The organism is Candidatus Merdisoma sp. JLR.KK011, assembly GCF_036941125.1.
In the GTDB taxonomy this organism is placed as follows: domain Bacteria; phylum Bacillota; class Clostridia; order Lachnospirales; family Lachnospiraceae; genus Laedolimicola.
In genome coordinates, this window is the sequence record NZ_JAYWSZ010000003.1 from 1,358,943 (window position 1) to 1,377,695 (window position 18,753).

Sequence of the window (18,753 nt, forward strand, 5' to 3'; positions counted from 1 at the left end):
TCTTAAACCGTTCCGTGTTTTCTGTCCGGGCGATCTTCTCTCTTTGTGAATAACATCTCAAATGCGCCAATGACGTATTTTCTGGTGTCCTTGGGCTCGATAATGCTGTCTACATAGCCTCTCTTAGCTGCTGCCTCAGGACTGGACTGAAGTGCGGCGTACTGGGCTGCTTTTTCCTTCTGGGTGGCTGCATCGGCATCGGCATACATGATTTTCGCCGCCAGCTTTGCATCCATCATGCCGATCTCGGAACCTGTCCATGCATAAACCATGTCGGCGCCGATTCCCTTGCTGTTCATGGATACGTAGGCGCTTCCATAGGCTGCGCCTGCGATGACGTTTACTTTGGGTACGGTGGCATTCGCAAAGGCGTAGGTAAGCTTAGCCATGGCTCTTGCGATGTTGCGCTCGGTGCACATGTTTGCCTTGTAGCCCTTCACATTGGTTACAGAAAGCACCGGGATGTTGAAGGCATCGCAGAAGCTGATAAAGTCTGCCGCTTTCTGGGCGCCTCTGGCTGTCAGCTCTGTATCGTTGTTTGCCACTGCTCCTACAGTCATTCCGTTAAGCTTGATGAGGCCGGTTACCATATCTTTTGCATAATCTTTTTTCGTCTCGAAGAATACGTTTCCATCGGAAATACTGGAAAGTATGTAGGGTGCGGAGTACTCTACATTTCCCAAATCTTCGCATACGCGGTTCAGATCGTCCATGCATTCTTCGTAGGAAGCATCGTCCTCGTTGTTGGCCGGGAGCATGGTGATAAGCTCGCGGATCTGGGAGAGGATGCCTGCCTCGTCTCCTACTACGTCTACGGTTCCGGCTTCTTCTGCCTGGAAAGCTGCGGATGCGCTGTTGCATTTGGAGATCTCATTTCCCTCGATGGCGTTGGGGGAGTTTACGAAGAGCTTTGCTTTTTTCTCTTCCATGAATGTAAAATCAGCCAGTCCGGGGACTACAGCCAGTCCGCCGCCGCAGGTTCCGAATACGGCTGCTATCTGCGGAACTACGCCGGATGCAAGAGTCTGCTTGAGATAGATCTCTCCGAAGCCGTTTAATGCGTCTGTGGCTTCCTCAAGACGGACGCCTGCGCAGTCGATGAGACCGATGACGGGCGCGCCCATTTTGCAGGCCATGTCGTAGAGTTTTGTGATTTTTTTTGCATGCATCTCCCCAAGGGTCCCGTTCAGTACGGATGCGTCCTGGCTGTATACATACACAAGATTGCCGTCTATGACGCCGTATCCGGTGATGACGCCGTCGGACGGTGTTTCTTTTTGCTGCATGTTGAAATCTGTGCTTCTGGCTGTTACCATGCCGCCGATTTCAACAAAACTGTTCTCGTCAAGTAAGCTCTCGATTCTCTTACCTGCCAAGGTTTGTGCTGTAGTACTCATTTTCAGCCCTCCATTTTTATATGATAATTCTAAACCATTTCATGCCGTTTACCATTTTAGCAATTTTTTGTCAAAGAATCAAGGGGTTTGTGAAAAAAAGGGGGACGGTACGGTCACAAAATTGTGCGGCAGGCTTTTCCATATCTGTGTTCGGACGGTTCGCGTACACTCTGTCTGCTCTGGGCGTACATTGTTTTTTTGTGTGAGGGCTTTTAGGTCTCTTGACAATGTACGTCCATATCAGACAGAGTGTGCGCGAACAGCCGGACACAGGATATTGGAAAAGCCTGCCGCGCAATTTTGTGACCTTCCCTGGTATTGGGGGTGGTAAGGGTGGGGAGCGGCGGGGGTGTATGGGATGATTTTTTATTGGGTTTCCTTTTCCTGAAAAGGGTATTTTTTGATGGTGCGGCTGTTTTAGCGGGCTGTCAGGCCCAGGGCCTTGGTTAGCTCCAGGGCAGCTATGGGGAAGAGGGCCAGGGTGAAGCCGGTTCCGTACATTCCGGGCTGGAGGGTGGTCAGGCCGAATATTTGGGCCAGGGGCGGAATGAATAGGACGCAGGACATGAACAGGGTGGAGGTCAGGGCTGCCAGGTTTAGTTTTTTGTTGGTGAAGATGCCGGTTTTTAGGAGGGATCTGGCGGATCTCATGTTGTAGGCGTGGAGGATCTGGCTGTAGCCCAGGACTAGGAAGGCCATCGTCCGTCCGGCTTTCAGGCCGCCGGAGGAGCTGCATCCTATCCAGAAGGCGGACAGGGACAGGAGGCCGAACATGATTCCCTGGAGAATGACTTGGATTCCCAGGCCGTGGGCGAAGATTCCCTCTTCTTTGGGTCTTGGCTTTGTGTTCATAACGCTGTCTTCTACCGGCTCCATGCCTAAAGCGATGGCTGGGAGACTGTCGGTGACTAGATTGATCCACAAAAGCTGCATGGAAAGTAAGGGAGAGGCTTTGAAAAGCAGCATGGAACTGAATACTAATAGTACCTCTCCGATGTTGGTGCCCAGGAGAAAGCCTACGGTTTTGCGGATGTTGTTGTAGATTCCGCGGCCTTCCCGGACGGCGGAGACAATGGTTGCGAAGTTGTCGTCCTGGAGGGTCATGTCGGCGGCTCCCTTAGCTGTGTCGGTGCCGGTGATCCCCATGGCGCAGCCAATGTCGGCGGCTTTGAGAGCCGGGGCATCGTTTACACCGTCTCCTGTCATGGAAACGATTCTGCCTTTTTTCTGCCAGGCTTTTATGACGCGGATTTTGTCCTCGGGGGCTACCCGGGCGTAGACAGAGATGTTTTCCAGCTTTTTGTGGAAGGCTTCTTCTGTCAGAGCTTTTAGCTCTGTTCCGGTTATGGCTTCCTGGCCTTCTAAGAGGATGCCGAGCTGCTCTGCTATGGCAGAGGCGGTGATGACGTGGTCACCGGTGATCATGATGGGACGGATTCCGGCCTGCCGGCAGAGTGCCACGGCTTGTTTTGCCTCTTCTCTTGGAGGATCGATCATGCCTGCCAGTCCTAAGAAGGTTAAGTTTTGTTCCAGCTCTTCGCTTGTCAGCTCTTCCGGGATCTGATCCAGGGTGCGGCAGGCTATGGCCAGAACCCGGAGGGCCTGGGAGCTCATCTGCCGGGTAACGGCGGCGGCTTTTTCCAGATCCCCCTGGACGCAGCGCTCCTGGAGCATGTCGAAGGCTCCTTTTGTGATGGCTATGGTTTTTCCGTCTATGGTATGGATGGTTGTCATAAGCTTCCGGTCGGAGTCAAAAGGAAGCTCTCCTATCCTGGGATATTGGGCTTTGATTTCTTCCTGGTAAATGCCGTTTTTGCGGGCTGCGGACAGGATGCTTGTTTCTGTGGGATCTCCGATGTGGATTTCCCGTCCTTCTTCAAAGCGGAGGGAGCCGTTGCTGCAGAGGGCTCCGTATAAGAGCAGGCGGCAAACGCCTGGGGTGTTCTCGCCGTTGATTGCTTCTGTTTCGTCTTCGCCGTCTGCGTATGCCTGGGTCAAGGTCATTTTGTTCTGGGTCAGGGTTCCTGTTTTGTCAGAACAGATGACGGAGGTGGAGCCTAAGGTTTCTACGGCCGGAAGTTTTTTGACGATGGCATTTTGTTTTGCCATCCGCTCCACGCCGATGGAGAGGACGATAGTTACAATGACCGGAAGGCCCTCGGGGATGGCGGATACTGCTAAGGATACGGCGGTCATAAAGATCTCCATTACCGGCATGCCTCCGGCAAGTCCCATAAAGAAGATAGCAGCGCAGATTACGAGGACTAAGGCTCCCATGTATCTTCCTAACTGGGCAAGCTTCTGCTGCAGAGGGGTCTGGACTTCACTCTCTCCTTCCAGCATGCCTGCGATCCGGCCCATCTGGGTATTCATGCCGGTTTCGGTTACTATGGCAGTTCCGGTTCCGTAGACGATGCTGCAGCCGGAATAGACACAGTTGATCCGATCGCCCAAGGGTGCATCGGTATTCAGGATGGCGGCTGCGTCTTTTTCTGCCGGGAGGGATTCTCCTGTGAGGGCGGATTCTTCGGATTTGAGACTGGAGGAGGTCAGCAGCCTTGCGTCAGCCGGGACGAAATCGCCTGCTTCCAGCTTGATGACATCGCCGGGAACAAGCTGGGCGGCGTCTATGACCTGCTCCTGTCCTCCGCGAAGAACGCGGGCGTGGGGTGCGGCAAGGCGCATCAGCGCCTCCAGCGATCGCTCGGCTTTGTTTTCCTGGACAACGCCCATGACTGCATTTAATACGACGATGAGCAGGATAAGCAGCGGTTCAAAGAAGGCGGCGCTGTCGTGCTCAGACAGGGCGACAAAAAAAGATACGGCGGCTGCAGCTAAAAGGATCAGTACCATGACATCCTTGAACTGTTCCAGAAATTTTGCCAGGATGGATTTTTTCCCGGCTTCTTTCAGACGGTTTTCACCGTATTCTTTGAGGCGGTTTTGGGCCTCAATGCTGCTTAAGCCTTCGGGGGTGGTTTTTAGGTGTTTCTGCAGTTCTTCTATAGTTTGACTGTGACTGTTCATTTGGCCTCCTATTAATAGTTCCGTAAAATTCTTCCTTGTACACTGCCTTGAAATCAATTTCCAGCCACAAGTACATGTGTCTGGAAATTGATTTGTGCACAAACAAGAATTTTACTGTTAATAGTTCCGTAAAATTCTTCCTTGTACACTGCCTTGAAATCAATTTCCAGCCACAAGTACATGTGTCTGGAAATTGATTTGTGCACAAACAAGAATTTTACTGTTAATAGTTCCGTAAAATTCTTCCTTGTACACTGCCTTGAAATCAATTTCCAGCCACAAGTACATGTGTCTGGAAATTGATTTGTGCACAAGCAAGAATTTTACTGTTAATAGTTCCGTAAAATTCTACGATATTCTGGTTCCGTTTACCTTATTATTCCCAAATGCTCCAATAAAATTTTCATTCCCATGCAGATAAGTATAATTCCTCCTGCAAATTCGGCTTTTGATTTCCATTTGCTGCCGAATATGTTTCCGATGCGGATGCCGGCGGCGGAGATTGCGAAGGTGACGGCTCCGATAAAGGTGATGGCTGGGAAGATCTCTACCTGGAGGAAGGCCAGGGTTACGCCTACGGCCAGGGCATCTATGCTGGTGGCAACGGCCAGAGGGAGCATGGATTTGAAAGAAAAGGGGTTCTCTGTGCTTTCGCTGGAGCAGACTTCGCAGTCCTCTTCTTTGCTTCTGGCTTCCCGAAGCATGTTGATACCGATGATTCCCAGCAGGATGAAGGCTATCCAGTGATCGATGCTGGTAATGTACTCTTTGAATTGTACGCCTAAGAGAAATCCCAGAAGGGGCATGAGGGCCTGGAAGCCTCCGAAGTAGATTCCGGCTGTGCCGCATTCACGGATGCCTGCTTTGGGGACGCAGAGGCCTTTGCAGATGGATACGGCGAAGGCATCCATGGAAAGGCCTACTGCCAGTAAAAATATTTCTGGTAGATTCATGTTTTTTCCTCCATGTTTAGTTCCGCAAACTCCCTTACAATACACTTCTATGAAATCCAATTCCAGTCACAAAACCGTCTGCCTGGAATTGGATTTGTGCATTGTAAGGGATTTTGCTGTTTTAGTTCCGCAGATTCCCTTACATTGTGTCATTGAAAGGATAGGGTTGTTTTGTAAAAAAGAAAGACTTATCCACAGTTTTTCTCTGTAGATAAGTCTCGTTGTTTCAAACAAAACCAGGCCTTGCAGCCATGATGTTGATCTTGTTACGTCCCAGTCCTTTAAAGTGCTGAGCCGCCAACTACTCCCTTATAGCTGATTTGTATGGGTGTTTTGATGTATTTTACTACATTTTACCACGAATGGCAAGAAAAATTTTTAATTCTTCGTCTCAGAGTTATCTGAACATAGGGATGCAACATCTATGGAACGAGTGGGAATATTTGTTTACCGTATGTGGCACACGGGAAGCTCCTTTGTGCCTTGAACTTGAGTCAAAAGTCCGTCGGGCACTGGAGCGTGTCCCCATAGATTGGGCTGAAGAAATGTTGACACAAATTTTGTCCCTTTTGGATGAGTCTCAAAAAATTCATGCAGATAAAAAACTAAAATAGGGCGGCGGTAATAGGCATTGACTATCCCCGCCGCCCTATCTGTTATGGCTCCATACCGACAAGATGCGGTTTTACTCTCCCTCATCATAGCGGTAACAGTCGGGGAAATACTTCACGATAATACCGCCCATGATGTACTTGTGGTGGTTCTCGGCTTTGCGTTTCTTCTCGTTCTGCTTTTTCTTTTCGTTGGCTACACGCTGTTTTGCCTGTTGCAATACCTGTAATGCTTTTTCTAAGTCCTTTCTGATTTCCTGTTTGTTCTCAATCATTTCTGATACCTCATTCTTTCTGTGCTGTGTTAATAGTTTCGGAAAATAAAAAGTCCCAGTTCGTTTAATTGTTGCTGGTGAAATACGTGTATAAATATACATTTTCAATGATTTTATACATTTTCCCAGTAATAGGATATTTGGTCTACGATAGTTGTATCAGTAGAATATTGTCAATATATTTTTCATTCATTCTTAAGATTGATATATGTACGTTGAAATATACAATAAAATAATGTATGATATAAAATGTATTTTTTGAGGATTATAACCATGAAAAAGAAGTTATATTACATTATTTGTTTATGTAGTCTTGTTTCGATTATGTTATGCGCATGTAACAATTCCGTAGACAGCATTACCGAAACGGTAACATTTCAAGCAACAGTAATTGAAGTCACAGGTAATTCAATTTTAGTAGAACCGATAGAGGGTTCTTCGGAACTTAGTTCATCAGATCAGTTCAGTATACCAAACAAAGACGGGCTAGAATTGCAAACGGGAAATATTATTGAAATTGAATATAACGGAGATATTTTAGAATCCTATCCTGCACAGTTGGGAGAAGTATATAACATTACTATTGTGAAAAGCTAATCATGTATAATTTAGGTTATGCTTTGAATTTTATAAATGCAAAAAGTATTCTTGATTTTAACAGAATGAATATTGGGAGAAAATATGAAAACGAATTTCAAACATACATTTAGTTTTAATGCTTTCCAAATAAAAATGATTGCGTTAATTACAATGACTTTAGACCACATTAGCAGCTATCAAACAATCACTCAAAATCGGACAATTAACGATGGATTGGGAATCATTGGTAGAATTGCTGCACCACTGTTTCTATTTATGGTAGTAGAGGGTGTGCGTCATACACGAAACAAAACTAAGTATCTTCTTCGATTGTATATGGCTGGCACTGTGATTGAGATAGTAAATCGAATAATAGAAGGAGCCACAGAAGGACCTTCAATTGGCAATACATTACCAATGTTCTTCTATACAGCGTTGTTTATCATTTGCATAGAACATATTGTAAATAATCCTAAAAATCTGAAAGTTGTTTGTACTGCAATATGTGGATTGATTATTCCATTTTTATTTTATGCACTCAACATTATTTTGCCAAGATACGGATATAGTACGGCGTGGGGAATCATATCCATATTTTTCCCATCTCCTATGAATGTAGATTATTCCATCCTGTTTGTTCTAATGGGAATTGCGTGGTATTTTATCAATAATAGACTAATAAATTGTGCTATATTTGCGGCATTATCACTTGTTTGTACGATAATACCAGTTTCTTTCATCACGACAGGTTGTCCTGTTATGTTAACGCCAGCAGTCTGTAGTATATTTGATCTGTTTGTGGATACACAATGGTGTATGTGTTTGGCAATCCCGTTTATGCTCCTCTACAATGGAGAAAAAGGTCATAGCCTTAAATATTTATTTTACATTTATTACCCTGTTCACGTATATCTTCTCTTTTTCATCCTGCATATAAGAGATTTTTGATAATTTGTGAAAAAGATTGCAAACATTTTTTACTGCTTTCATGCTTTGCTTAATAGCTGAATGTTCACATAAAACGATAGTATCAATTAACTTGCCAAGAAAAACAGTATACAATCAATTGATGTAATTATAGGCGATGGCTCAAAACCATCGTCTATTTTTATGCCCTTTATCACGTACTCAAAATCTAGAGATTCCAGCCCATATTTTATACCCAATACACAATATGATTAAAATTAAATATGGTTCGGAGACAAAAAGGGGCTATACGTTACAAATGAGTTGTATACGTGCCAGTTACTACACCCATCTAATGCCTGTATACATTCAAATATTAAAAAGTACAACAGGATAACTGTGAGTACTTTTTAAGGAAATCGAACTAATGCTCGATAAAACAGATGGCTTTATGCCAAAAAATTGTATGTCAGGATATGACTTTGAACTATGGGTGCAAGGGATACTGACCGCATTAAAATTTGACGCAAAGCGGACAAAGGGAAATGACAATGGTGTTGACATTATTGCGACACTGGGAGAAAGGGGAAGTCACTTAAAATATTACATACAATGTAAATTCCATAACAGACCAGTTGGAAAGACACCTGTACAAGAAGTATATACAGGATGTAATTATTTTGGAAATGACGGGTATCCGGTAGTAATAACAAATAACCGTATGTCAAGCGAGACAAGAGCATATGCAATGAGTTAAGGGATGCCCTTTATTTTGGGCTTTAATGGGAGTGAAATATTCATTTTCCGTATAAATATAAGCTGTGTGGGGCAGAGATAGTCAGTAGCAACAAATAAACGAATTGGGAGAATAAAAAAGGCAGCGGATTGTCTGTTAAGATAATCGCTACCCAAAGGTAAACCGTATTCAATTTTTCAACTTTCTTCTAACATGACATATTTATTTAATATTTGCGAATAAATAAGAATAACGCTCCACATATCTTTATACAACACACATCAGCCCATACATTATCGCACATATAAGCAAACTGATAATACTTACTTTATTTGTTCTATAGTTTGTATTTGCAGGATTCCACTTTTTTATTTTGCTATTTTCAAATAAGAATCCAGTGGTTGCACTTATTATACCCAAAAGCAGCAATCCACATATTTTCGTCGCAGGCAGTGTATTATTCTCAATTCCCTTTATTTCAAATACAATAACCGCCATTCCTATTCCTGCACATAATATTAAGAAAAATATTGCAGTTGCTGGAATACTGCGTTTGGCACGTTTCCTGTCATCTTCTCTGCGATAGATTTTATCTATCATTTTGTAGTTGCTCATTTCTATGCTTGTGGTAAAATTCAGTATATATGCAACGATCAGAACGCTATTAAACCATTGCATTTTCAAATTTATCCCATTTATCACACAAAGCAGAAAAATATATACAGTAGACATGATTCCAATATGCAAATCAATCTGTACAAGCAGTTTCTTCACTTCAAAAATATTATACTCTATCTTGTCATCAAATCCTGCAATTCCATTAAAAGAATTATTTTTTATCGCATTGGAAAAATAGATATGCAGGAACAGTTGTATGGGCATACATAGAATAAACATACAGATGAATATCCCAACACGAAAAATATCCGTTAATGCACTGTAAATGATATATGCCAATATACACAAAACAGATATTCCTATAAAAATCCATGACATTTTTCCTATTGATACTTCCCCTTGTGTTGATGATTTTTCCCCACTCTCATTCCCTAGTAATGTATCAACTTCAACTTCAAATAATTGTGCTAATTTAATTAAATTGTCAGAGTTTGGTTTTGAAGTATTAGTTTCCCATTTGGTTACGGCTTGACGGCTGACCTCCAAATATTCTGCAATTTTTTCCTGTGACAGTCCTTTCTTTTTGCGATAGTACATTAGATTTTCTGCCAATCGATTTTCATTCATATTACGCACCTCCGTATAATTCTGATAGCGATAATATACTGATTTATCCAATTGCACTCTACCAACTATATAGAAAATATGGGCAACTATATGGCAACTATTAGTTGCAACTGCTGTTTTTTCTGCTATTAGTCCAATTTTATAGAATTGTTTAATGGCTTTATTCTACCACAAATGCAAACATACTTCCATTTAAGTTTACTCAAGACCCCTTTGCCTTGTTTTTTGCCTTGTATAGAGCATGGCGGTCAGTTCGTAATTATCCCTCGCTGTGATTGTTCCATGATTATCGGCCTTGTATCTGAATTTGCAAATATTGGTTTTATTGTTCTTGCTTTGTATTCCGCTATCTGCAAGGCAGATATGGTAGGTTGCATGATTGCTGTAGGTATATTTTTATTAAGCCATATAGTTTATGCAGTGTGTTTTAAATATTTTGACAACCATTAACAGAATAACGCCAGTTGTCAAAATAAATACTTTTATGATTTTGCCAGAGAAAATTTTAAGGAGCGGAATAGTTCAAACAGTTACCGCACCTTGAATTATAACCACAGCGGCAGCATTCATGTGCATATCGTAATCAATTCCCTACGGATTGCGGAAGTGCCGCTGCTTCCCTACATGGAAAGACCAGCGGACACAAGGGAGGGCTGCAAGCACCGCTGTACGGACGCAGCTATGGAATTATTTCAAAGCTAAAGAGAAAGCCGCTGTTCTGCAGGGCGAGCTTTCAAGGACACTGGAAGCCACGGCGAACGCCGAGAAGTTTATGAAAATAGTCCGCAAGTACACCAGCTTTGAGGAACTCACCCCTACCCTGTTGTGGGAATTTGTGGAGAAAATCGTAATCCACGAATCTGCTGCCCGTTATTGGAATAATTTCACACATTAAACTAAAATTATATTGATTTTAATAATTCTAATCTTTTACAAAACATATGATAGAACTGAGGTAATTCATTAAAACATGTTTTATTTACTTCTTTGATTTGATTTAAGCCGATTTTTTCAACAGACTTAATTGCAGCCTCCCTCTGGCTGACATGCTCTCCAAACATCGTCTGGCAATTAGAACCATCTATATTGTCATAGGAATTAAAAGCCTGATTGAAATCCATTAAATCATATAGCCTTACTGGCTTATTGTTGGAATTGCGAACGAATACCCCCCAGTTTCCCCAATGTCTGTCTGTATTTCCAATAAGATAATCAATAATATTCATCATATAATAATTATGTTTATCTAAAGAAAGAATATATTTTTTTGTGTTCCTGCCGTGGTTTGCTGCATATACCTCGAATGCTTCCATAGAAACAATTGAATATTCTTTTGATGTAATATTACTGCTTACACTGACTTTTTCTCCGTCAAAATAATCCCTCTCATATAATACTTGTGAAACATCAAAACATCTGCAGATTTGACTGGCAAGCAGTTCTCTTTCAACTGCTTCTGCGCCGCCGTCTTTCAAAAGCCTAAATCCATCAGGAATCCTCTGCCAGGCTTTCGGAAAACACCCATTGGTTGATAAGTCTCTCGCTAAATTTTCATTTTGTACGCTATACTGCCTCCCTCTTAAGGCAATATCAATAAATGTGTTATCTAAATGATTTTCATATAAATTAATATCTTTGAATAAAATCTTTTCTTGCTTTAATTTTACCCAAAAAACATCTGTTAATGAAGCACATCTATATGTGAGTGCAATTTTTGCCCTTTCTTTGTCAGTCACTGCCTGTAACATTCCGATGCTGTTTAATATTTCTTTTGCATACTTTCTGTCTAAACCCTCATGCCCCACATTTGGCACCACCATAAATGAAACTGTGCAAGCGATAGGTTATTGAATTTGTTTTTGCCATTGTCTATACTATAACCAACGGCAAAGATCGTTTTAATTTTGGGCCTGCAGCCCGTTTTCTAAACTGATTTCAGGTACTCTCATTTGCACCACCACCTGTCCAGCCTCTTACGGCAAAAGGACGTACAGTAAAATGATAACAGACAGAGTACCATGCCGTAAATTTACCCAGGAGGTGCCTTTATGGATAGAATTTACGACAATTGTTGTGGTATTGACGTGCACAAAAAACTCATCGTTGCCTGCTTTCGAAAAGGCAATAAGCAGGAGATACGGGAGTTTGGCGCAACAACCAGAGAACTTCTCGAAATGGCTGACTGGCTCAAAGACGGCGGCTGTGAAATGACCGCAATGGAGAGCACGGCATCTTATTGGAAGCCTCTGTATAACATCCTTGAATCGTCCGGCCTGAACGCTATGGTGGTCAATGCCCGCCATATGAAAGCTGTCCCAGGACGCAAGACAGATGTCAGGGATGCTGAATGGATTGCGGATCTTCTTCAGCATGGGCTGCTCCAGCCCAGTTACATCCCTGATAAAGAGCAGCGGGAACTGCGTGAGCTGGTCCGTTACCGCAAGAGCCTTGTTGGTGAACGCACCAGGGAGCTCAACCGCCTCCAGAAGATGCTGGAAGGCGCCAACATCAAGCTGTCCGGTACTGTGTCGGATATCAACGGCAAGAGCGCGCGCAACATCCTGGAGTATCTTCTCACCGGGGCGTCCGTGGATGGACCGAAATATGATGAGATGTATGAACAGAAGATCATCGCCCATAATCTCAAGGCCACCAAGGAGCAGATCATAGACGACCTCAATGGTGTGATGAGCCCTCTCCAGCGCCGGATGATGAAGGAGCTTCTGGCACACCTGGACGAGCTTAATATCCACATCAAAAATCTGAATGATGAGATTGACAACTTCATGAAGCCGGAGGAAAAACAGGCTTCCCATGCCATCCAGGATGTGACTGGTATAGGGAATACCAGCGCGCAGGCCATCATTTCCGTCATTGGCACGGATATGGAACGTTTTCCTACGGACAGGCATATCTCGTCATGGGCCGGATTATGCCCTGGTGATAATGAAAGCGCCAGGAAGAGGAAGTCCGGCAAGACCAGAAAAGGGAACTCCCTTTTGCGGACAACCCTGATTACCTGCGCGCATTCAGCTGTAAAGAATAAAAAGTCCTATTTCCATGCGCAGTTCATGAGGATCAGCTCCCACAGGGGAAAGAAGAGGGCCTATGTCGCAGTTGCCCATTCCATGCTCATAGCCATTTACCATATCCTCAAAGACGGAGTGGTGTTCAAGGATCTTGGAGCTGATTATTATAACCAGTTCAACAAAGAACGCAAAATCAATGCGTATCTGAAAAAGTTAAAAGCACTTGGTTGGGAAGCCCCGGTAGTTGCCGCCTGAGTCTTCCAGACAGGGTCAAAAACTTCTTTTAAGCTTGATAGGGGCAGTCTGCGCTTTTTTGGCTACCCGGAAGATTATGTTTCACAGTAAAGTAAGAATTCTTGTTGCGCACCAATAATTGAAGTTTGTAATGTTATTGACTAACGTATCAATGTCTTTTGCTTCCTCTAAATATAAATGATATGGCATAAATGACTTATAATATATTTTACATTGTCCAGAATCAGTTATCTTTGCAACTCTTCTGTCCATATGCATAATTTCATATACGTTTTTCTCTGACACTTTGCCACCTCCAATTAAGCCAGTTTTTATGAATCACTCCAGGCATATCTTAATTTATCTGCATTAAAATCTCCTAAAATATACACATCCTCATTATCTGATACCCTGCCGGACATTCATTTGTTCTATATATCTGACTTCCACTTTTTTAGTCAGCCACACACCATTTTCAGAAAGGTAAAACCTGATTCCTTCCCGGCACATCTGTCCGCTATGTACTTTCAGGATGACTGGTTTTCCATGCCGTTTTCCGACTTTAGCTGCAGTTTCAATGTCCTTTGAAAGATGTACGTATAAACGGCTTATTGGTTTCAAGCCTTCTTCCATAATAGCTTTTATAAATCTATCCGCAGTTCCATGATATAAAAATTCTGGCGGTTCCTCCTCTTTCAATTCTACATCCACTGGAATACTATGTCCCTGATTTGCCCGAATCAGCGTCTTGTCTTCATTAAAACGATATCTCTGTTTATGATCCGTTCTAACAATTTCTTCTAATACTCCCATATCTATCTTACGCCCGATATTATTTATGCCATCAAGAAGTTCTTCAACATTTGCCCATCCATGTTCATCCAGAGTAATCCCTGCTGCGTCTGGTTTGTGTCTTAACACCAGACTAATAAATACACTTAATTTATCTAACTTTCCCATATATCCTCCAAATAAAATCAATCCTTAATTTATAAGTATAGCATACCCTCTCACAAAAAACTATCCAAATTATTCCATATAAACGGTGCATCATCTACTGTGTAGAATGCTCTTCCATATACCGCCGGACAAACAGTTTCAATTCCGGGTATTCAAAAGGACTGTCAGATTCTGACAGTCCCTAAATGCGTACGTATCGTTTTTTCTTTGCAGAGCCACTGGAATAGGCCTACAGTTTTTCGTAAGATACCAGTTCCTTTATTGGAATACGGGTCTGTGAATGTCGTTCCGGATCGGCAGCTTCTTCGTTTGAATACCCTATCGCCAAGATGTTGATGGGTTCAAGATTGCCCGGCAATTCAAATTCCTTTTTTATAATATCGGGCTTAAAATAGCAAACCCAGACGGAACCTAAACCCAGCTCCGCTGCCTCCAGCATCATATGGTCGGTTAAAATCGAAGCGTCTATATCTGCCGTCTGCTTCTTATCAAAGGGACGCACCCACGCCTTATTGTGATCTGCACAGACAATGACGGCAAGGGGCGCACCATAGATATTTGCTGCTTTCCCGATTTTTTCAAGTCCCTCTTCGCTTTGTACTGCAATTAAACGAACCGGCTGAAGATTGGCGGCTGTGGGAGCTGCGTGAGCTGCCTGTAAAATTTTGTCCAGCTTTTCCTCTTCAACTTTCTGCGGTGTGTAGGAACGGACACTGTACCTCTTTTTTGCAAGTTCTAAAAAACTCATAACATTCCTTCCTTTCTTTGTATGTACTTTGATTGCAAGCTAAGGCTGGAGTTGATATTTCCACTGCCTTATGCTATAATTCTAACACTTATTTTTTTAAAGGCAAGAACGCACTTTTTTGATATATAGTACCCAAAAGTATACCTTGCAAATCTTCCCATTCATGCATCCCCTACAGGGCGGGCAGACTTCGTCCAGTAAGAGATCATGTAAGGAAACAGCAGAACTTCATACTGTGCCAGAAGGATTTCCGGTACGGACTACTAGATACCGGGTACTGAATGAAGTTCTACGGAACTGGAATGGAGAAAATTATGAAATGTGCAGGTAATTATAATTGTCCCGTAGAAGCAACCATCGATTTGATCGGCGGTAAGTACAAGGCGCTTATCTTGTGGCATTTGATTAACAAAACGCTGCGTTTTAATGAAATCAGCAAATTAATTCCCAAAGCTACGCCCAAAATGCTTACCCAGCAATTACGGGAGCTTGAAAGAGATCTTTTAATTATCCGTGTTGTTTATCCCGTGGTTCCGCCGAAAGTTGAATATTCCTTAAGCAATTTGGGCAAAAGCATCATTCCTGTTTTAGACGCCATGTGTAATTGGGGCGAAGGTTATTTAGACGGACAGAGCTGCAAATAGCCTGCCTACCCGTTTACTTTCCCTTCTTCTGCCTTTAACCGCTCCAGGGCTTTTTCCATCCGTCTGTTCTCATCCTTTTCTTTCAGGTTCATCAGCAGGTAACTCCCCAGGGCAGAAAGCCCAAAGCAGGCAAAAAACATTGCCCAGGACTGCCACATTCCCACCGGAAACCAGCGGAAAGCTATGATAAATGCGGATATGACAATCACAATCCCTGTGAACAAACAAAGGCTTCTAAGCCAGAGCGCCATTTTCCGGATGAAAGTATCTGTAAAAAACATAAAACGAAGGGCTGTAATCAAAAGGGATACTGCCAGGAATTGAAAAACAACATTCACCGGAATCCCCTTATCCCCCAGGGAAAACATGGCGGAGACCTCCTCTGCAGAAGCTCCAAATGCAAGGCAGAACAGATTGATCATCACCATTGCAAAGCCGAATATCAATAACACCTGTGCCAGATAATCCAAAATACTTCTCTTCTCTTCCATACTTATCTCACTCCTAATCTTTTTTTCAATTTTTCCGCATACTGCCTGGAAGCGATAATCTCCTCGCCGCCCGACATGGTGATGCGGATTCTTCGGTTGATGTCTGCTTTCAATGTCCGGATGCTCTGCAAATGGATCAGGAAGGACTTGCTTACACGAAAAAAACCGTATTCCTCCAACTGCTGTTCCAGTTCATACAGGCGAAGATCGGATTCATATATTTCATCCAAGGTGTATAAGAAGCATTTTCTGTCTACGCTCTCGATATATACGATCTGTGCAATATCCAGAAAATAAATCTCGTCATCCTTTTTCGCCGTTAACTGATGGTTCATCATCCGCAGTGTCGCCAGTATTTTTTCCACATCGGGAGTCAGCCGGCGGCATGTAATGGAGACGCTCAGCTCCTCTGCCTGATCATCCACATGTATTTCAATATTCAAAGCCTCACCTCCTTGGGTCTGGATGTGATTTATTATATCCGAAATAAGCGGCTTATCAAGAGGCCTGCACGCAGGATGTCGTTTTTCCCACATAAGCTGCCATGTAAAAATATGGGGAGTTATATTTTCGACAAAAATTTGAAGTATCCTGCATATTCTTGCATATCCAGGGCAAAAAGAAAGCACCATTGGATGATTGATTCATCTGTTGGTGCTTCTTTTTTATCTTACCGCATCATATACAAATAACTTTTATACGTTCCTTCCTATAGCGGCGTGTTTTGAAAAGTCGGCGATTTCATACTCTCACTTTGTTTTTTTCCTATGTAAACGGTTTAGCTCAAAATACAATGGAACAAGTACTGCATTTATAACCAGGGCGTAAAACAAGGAAACCAGAGCCACCGCTATATCGCCCCATAATGTAGGTGAAGCAAACTCGGAATCAAGCATATGATACCGCAAAAGATTCACCATGTTGATTGTAAAACCGATGCTTCTCCAAATCAAACTGGATCTGCATACCAGCTTAAGTGCGTTTGAGCTGTCCCTTATCATTTCAGCCGTGCAATTCTCTCTCTTAATTATATAGACAAATGCCTTTAGAAAGTCCCGCCAATATCCTGTACACAGCAGTATCAGAAGGCAGGGAATCAGGATAAATTCCATACTGGTGGAATCTACAAAATGCCAGGTTCTGCTTCCTATTCCATATTTGACTAGAAAGAACACTCCTAAAATTGGGATTACAAGCCTTATAAAGAAATTTATGCTTTTTTGGGCTTTATTTGCTTTTTGCTGCAATTCCACAAGATTTTCTTCTGCTTTTTTTGATAATTTTCCATAGCAATCCTTTCTCCGCTGAGCAGTTCATTTACACTGATACCAAGTATTTTACAAAAGTCCAGCATAATGGAGGCATCCGGAATACTTTTTCCCGTTTCCCATTTTGACACTGCCCGGTTGGTAATATTTAGCTTTTCTGCTAACTGTGTCTGTGTAAGTTCCTTGTCTTTCCGACAGGCTGCAATGAATTTTCCTATCGTTTCCTGGTTCATGTTTCCATCCTCCTTTTCATCAGTATAACAGAAAAAATTGCTCTAGAACTAACCATTGGTTGATTTTGAAAGATTCAACCAGCAGTTGATTTCTTGGCAGACAGTTTCGATGATAAAGTTTTCTATTTCCGTATTTACCTGCTCTGGATTATCTCCATTGGCAAAATGCTTTGCTTGTTTTGTAGGTTCATGCAAGTATATTATATATCTGTTGACCGTTTTTGAGAAGGTCATTGCTAAAATCATAAAATGTTGTACCTGTTGTCTTAAACAAAATTTTGAATTTTATCCTTATCTCATTTCTATCATTCATATTGACATATAGGTAACATGTTGCTACAATTAAATGCGTAACAAGTTTCCAATCAGGAGGACTGTATGAATCTAGACGATTTGACTGCAAAATTTTCAAGTTCTACAGAAAATCAAAGAAAGGCCATTTTCAGCACATTATTCATTGCCGGAAACAAGCTGCAGACACTTTTTGACAACTATATTCCAGAGGTATCGTTAAAACAATTTATGCTGCTGTCAATCGTCAGGCAGTCAAAGGAACCGCTGACATTCACCCAGTTGGGAAATCTGTTAGGCTGTTCAAGACAAAATATCAAAAAACTGGCCAATGTCCTGATGAAAAAAGGATTTATTACGATTCAGCAAAGCCCCCATGACACAAGAGCTATGTGTATCTGCCCCACCGAAAAGGCAGATGCCTTTTATGTAAATGATTTTGCAGAATACCAAGAGGATTTGAATTATCTTTTTGAAGTTTATACCGACAAAGAGGTCGAAACTCTTTTCATTCTTCTATCACAGCTGTATGCCGGAATAGAAAATCTGGAAAAGAGAGCTGCAATGAAAAAAGACAGGGAGATTTAAGCAGATGAAGACAATCGTAATCTATACTTCAAAAACAGGGTTTACAAAACGTTATGCCCAGTGGATAGCGGAAGCGGCCAGGGCGGACTGTTTTGAATTATCCGCCGCAAAAAAGAAAGATTTGACCGCTTATGATGCAATCATTTTCGGAGGCTGGGCCTGTGCCGGCAGCATCAGCCAAATAAAATGGTTCAAGGGAAATATTGATAAATGGGCCGATAAGAAGCTGATTGCATTCTGTGTTGGAGCAAGTCCCGTCGACAACCCGGAAATTGACATAGCTCTTAAACGGAATTTCAACGAGTCAGAACAGAAAAATGTAAAAGCTTTCTACTGCCCGGGCGGATTCAATTATGAAAAAATGTCTATAACGTCGAAACTTATTATGAAAATGTTTGTAACAGCACTTAAAGCCCAAAAGAATAAGACTGAAGCAGAACAGATCATGGTAAAAATGATTTCTTCGTCTTATGATATTTCGGACAAAAAGTATATTGAACCGATTTTGCAATATTTGAAAAAAGATGCATTTTAGGAA

19 protein-coding genes and 2 pseudogenes are annotated in these 18,753 nt (G+C 42.5%); 9 read left to right on the top strand and 12 right to left on the bottom strand.

The annotated features are described in order from the left end of the window. Positions 1-2 precede the first annotated feature (2 nt). From VV089_RS07535 to VV089_RS07550, 4 genes are all read right to left on the bottom strand, one after another. Positions 3-1,397 (bottom strand): acyl-CoA carboxylase subunit beta, encoded by a 1,395-nt coding sequence (locus VV089_RS07535; protein WP_334335471.1) that lies wholly within the window; start codon positions 1,395-1,397, stop codon positions 3-5. Between the two features lie 417 nt (positions 1,398-1,814). Beyond that, a complete protein-coding gene (locus VV089_RS07540; RefSeq protein ID WP_334335472.1) occupies positions 1,815-4,424 on the bottom strand; it encodes a cation-translocating P-type ATPase in 2,610 nt (869 codons plus the stop codon). A gap of 368 nt (positions 4,425-4,792) precedes the next feature. Further along, on the bottom strand, positions 4,793-5,377 hold the full coding sequence (locus tag VV089_RS07545; RefSeq protein WP_172543799.1) for a manganese efflux pump MntP: 585 nt from the start codon (positions 5,375-5,377) through the stop codon (positions 4,793-4,795). 685 nt (positions 5,378-6,062) lie between these two features. Further along, complete coding sequence (locus tag VV089_RS07550) at positions 6,063-6,263, bottom strand: hypothetical protein (RefSeq protein ID WP_172543798.1); 201 nt, start codon at positions 6,261-6,263, stop codon at positions 6,063-6,065. Positions 6,264-6,536: 273 nt separating this feature from the next. Between VV089_RS07550 and VV089_RS07555 the strand changes: the two genes are divergently transcribed. The 3 genes from VV089_RS07555 to VV089_RS07565 all read left to right on the top strand — a co-directional run bounded on the left by VV089_RS07555 (position 6,537) and on the right by VV089_RS07565 (position 8,505). Continuing rightward, positions 6,537-6,860, top strand: a complete 324-nt coding sequence (locus VV089_RS07555) for a hypothetical protein (RefSeq protein ID WP_172543797.1) — start codon at positions 6,537-6,539, stop codon at positions 6,858-6,860. A gap of 84 nt (positions 6,861-6,944) precedes the next feature. Next, entirely contained in the window at positions 6,945-7,790 is an 846-nt protein-coding gene (locus VV089_RS07560) for a TraX family protein (RefSeq protein WP_172543796.1), read from the top strand. A 385-nt stretch (positions 7,791-8,175) separates the two neighbouring features. Next, complete coding sequence (locus tag VV089_RS07565) at positions 8,176-8,505, top strand: restriction endonuclease (RefSeq protein WP_334335473.1); 330 nt, start codon at positions 8,176-8,178, stop codon at positions 8,503-8,505. Positions 8,506-8,751: 246 nt separating this feature from the next. Here VV089_RS07565 and VV089_RS07570 read toward each other — a convergent pair whose 3' ends face one another. Then, the gene (locus tag VV089_RS07570; RefSeq protein WP_334335474.1) at positions 8,752-9,729 is read right to left on the bottom strand and encodes a helix-turn-helix domain-containing protein; all 978 of its coding nucleotides are present in this window, start codon (positions 9,727-9,729) and stop codon (positions 8,752-8,754) included. Between the two features lie 546 nt (positions 9,730-10,275). On the opposite strand from VV089_RS07570, the pseudogene VV089_RS07575 reads away from it, so the two are divergent. Then, positions 10,276-10,428 (top strand): annotated as a pseudogene (locus VV089_RS07575) (relaxase/mobilization nuclease domain-containing protein); the annotation flags it as partial. 1 nt (position 10,429) lies between these two features. Continuing rightward, a pseudogene (locus VV089_RS25210) lies at positions 10,430-10,588 on the top strand (DUF4368 domain-containing protein); the annotation flags it as partial. 43 nt (positions 10,589-10,631) lie between these two features. Here the strand turns inward: VV089_RS25210 and VV089_RS07580 are convergent. After that, positions 10,632-11,477: a hypothetical protein gene (locus VV089_RS07580; protein WP_334336225.1), complete on the bottom strand. Its 846-nt coding sequence runs from the start codon at positions 11,475-11,477 to the stop codon at positions 10,632-10,634. A gap of 300 nt (positions 11,478-11,777) precedes the next feature. On the opposite strand from VV089_RS07580, the gene VV089_RS07585 reads away from it, so the two are divergent. Next, entirely contained in the window at positions 11,778-13,013 is a 1,236-nt protein-coding gene (locus tag VV089_RS07585) for an IS110 family transposase (protein ID WP_334334736.1), read from the top strand. A 378-nt stretch (positions 13,014-13,391) separates the two neighbouring features. Here the strand turns inward: VV089_RS07585 and VV089_RS07590 are convergent, their stop codons facing one another. Next, positions 13,392-13,952: an RNA 2'-phosphotransferase gene (locus tag VV089_RS07590; RefSeq protein ID WP_334335475.1), complete on the bottom strand. Its 561-nt coding sequence runs from the start codon at positions 13,950-13,952 to the stop codon at positions 13,392-13,394. A gap of 229 nt (positions 13,953-14,181) precedes the next feature. Next, a complete protein-coding gene (locus tag VV089_RS07595; RefSeq protein ID WP_172543790.1) occupies positions 14,182-14,700 on the bottom strand; it encodes a nitroreductase family protein in 519 nt (172 codons plus the stop codon). Between the two features lie 314 nt (positions 14,701-15,014). Here VV089_RS07595 and VV089_RS07600 point away from each other — a divergent pair, with 314 nt between their 5' ends. Beyond that, on the top strand, positions 15,015-15,344 hold the full coding sequence (locus tag VV089_RS07600) for a winged helix-turn-helix transcriptional regulator (RefSeq protein WP_172543789.1): 330 nt from the start codon (positions 15,015-15,017) through the stop codon (positions 15,342-15,344). A gap of 5 nt (positions 15,345-15,349) precedes the next feature. Here VV089_RS07600 and VV089_RS07605 read toward each other — a convergent pair whose 3' ends face one another. The 4 genes from VV089_RS07605 to VV089_RS07620 form a co-directional block, all read right to left on the bottom strand. Continuing rightward, positions 15,350-15,835: a hypothetical protein gene (locus VV089_RS07605; RefSeq protein WP_334335476.1), complete on the bottom strand. Its 486-nt coding sequence runs from the start codon at positions 15,833-15,835 to the stop codon at positions 15,350-15,352. A 2-nt stretch (positions 15,836-15,837) separates the two neighbouring features. Continuing rightward, entirely contained in the window at positions 15,838-16,278 is a 441-nt protein-coding gene (locus VV089_RS07610) for a LytTR family DNA-binding domain-containing protein (protein WP_334335477.1), read from the bottom strand. 767 nt (positions 16,279-17,045) lie between these two features. Beyond that, on the bottom strand, positions 17,046-17,336 hold the full coding sequence (locus VV089_RS07615; protein ID WP_334335478.1) for a helix-turn-helix domain-containing protein: 291 nt from the start codon (positions 17,334-17,336) through the stop codon (positions 17,046-17,048). 48 nt (positions 17,337-17,384) lie between these two features. Next, on the bottom strand, positions 17,385-17,582 hold the full coding sequence (locus VV089_RS07620; RefSeq protein WP_172543781.1) for a hypothetical protein: 198 nt from the start codon (positions 17,580-17,582) through the stop codon (positions 17,385-17,387). Positions 17,583-17,714: 132 nt separating this feature from the next. Here VV089_RS07620 and VV089_RS07625 point away from each other — a divergent pair, with 132 nt between their 5' ends. Next, on the top strand, positions 17,715-18,215 hold the full coding sequence (locus tag VV089_RS07625) for a MarR family winged helix-turn-helix transcriptional regulator (protein ID WP_172543786.1): 501 nt from the start codon (positions 17,715-17,717) through the stop codon (positions 18,213-18,215). 4 nt (positions 18,216-18,219) lie between these two features. Continuing rightward, positions 18,220-18,750, top strand: a complete 531-nt coding sequence (locus tag VV089_RS07630) for a flavodoxin domain-containing protein (protein ID WP_334335479.1) — start codon at positions 18,220-18,222, stop codon at positions 18,748-18,750. The last annotated feature ends 3 nt before the right edge of the window (positions 18,751-18,753 follow it).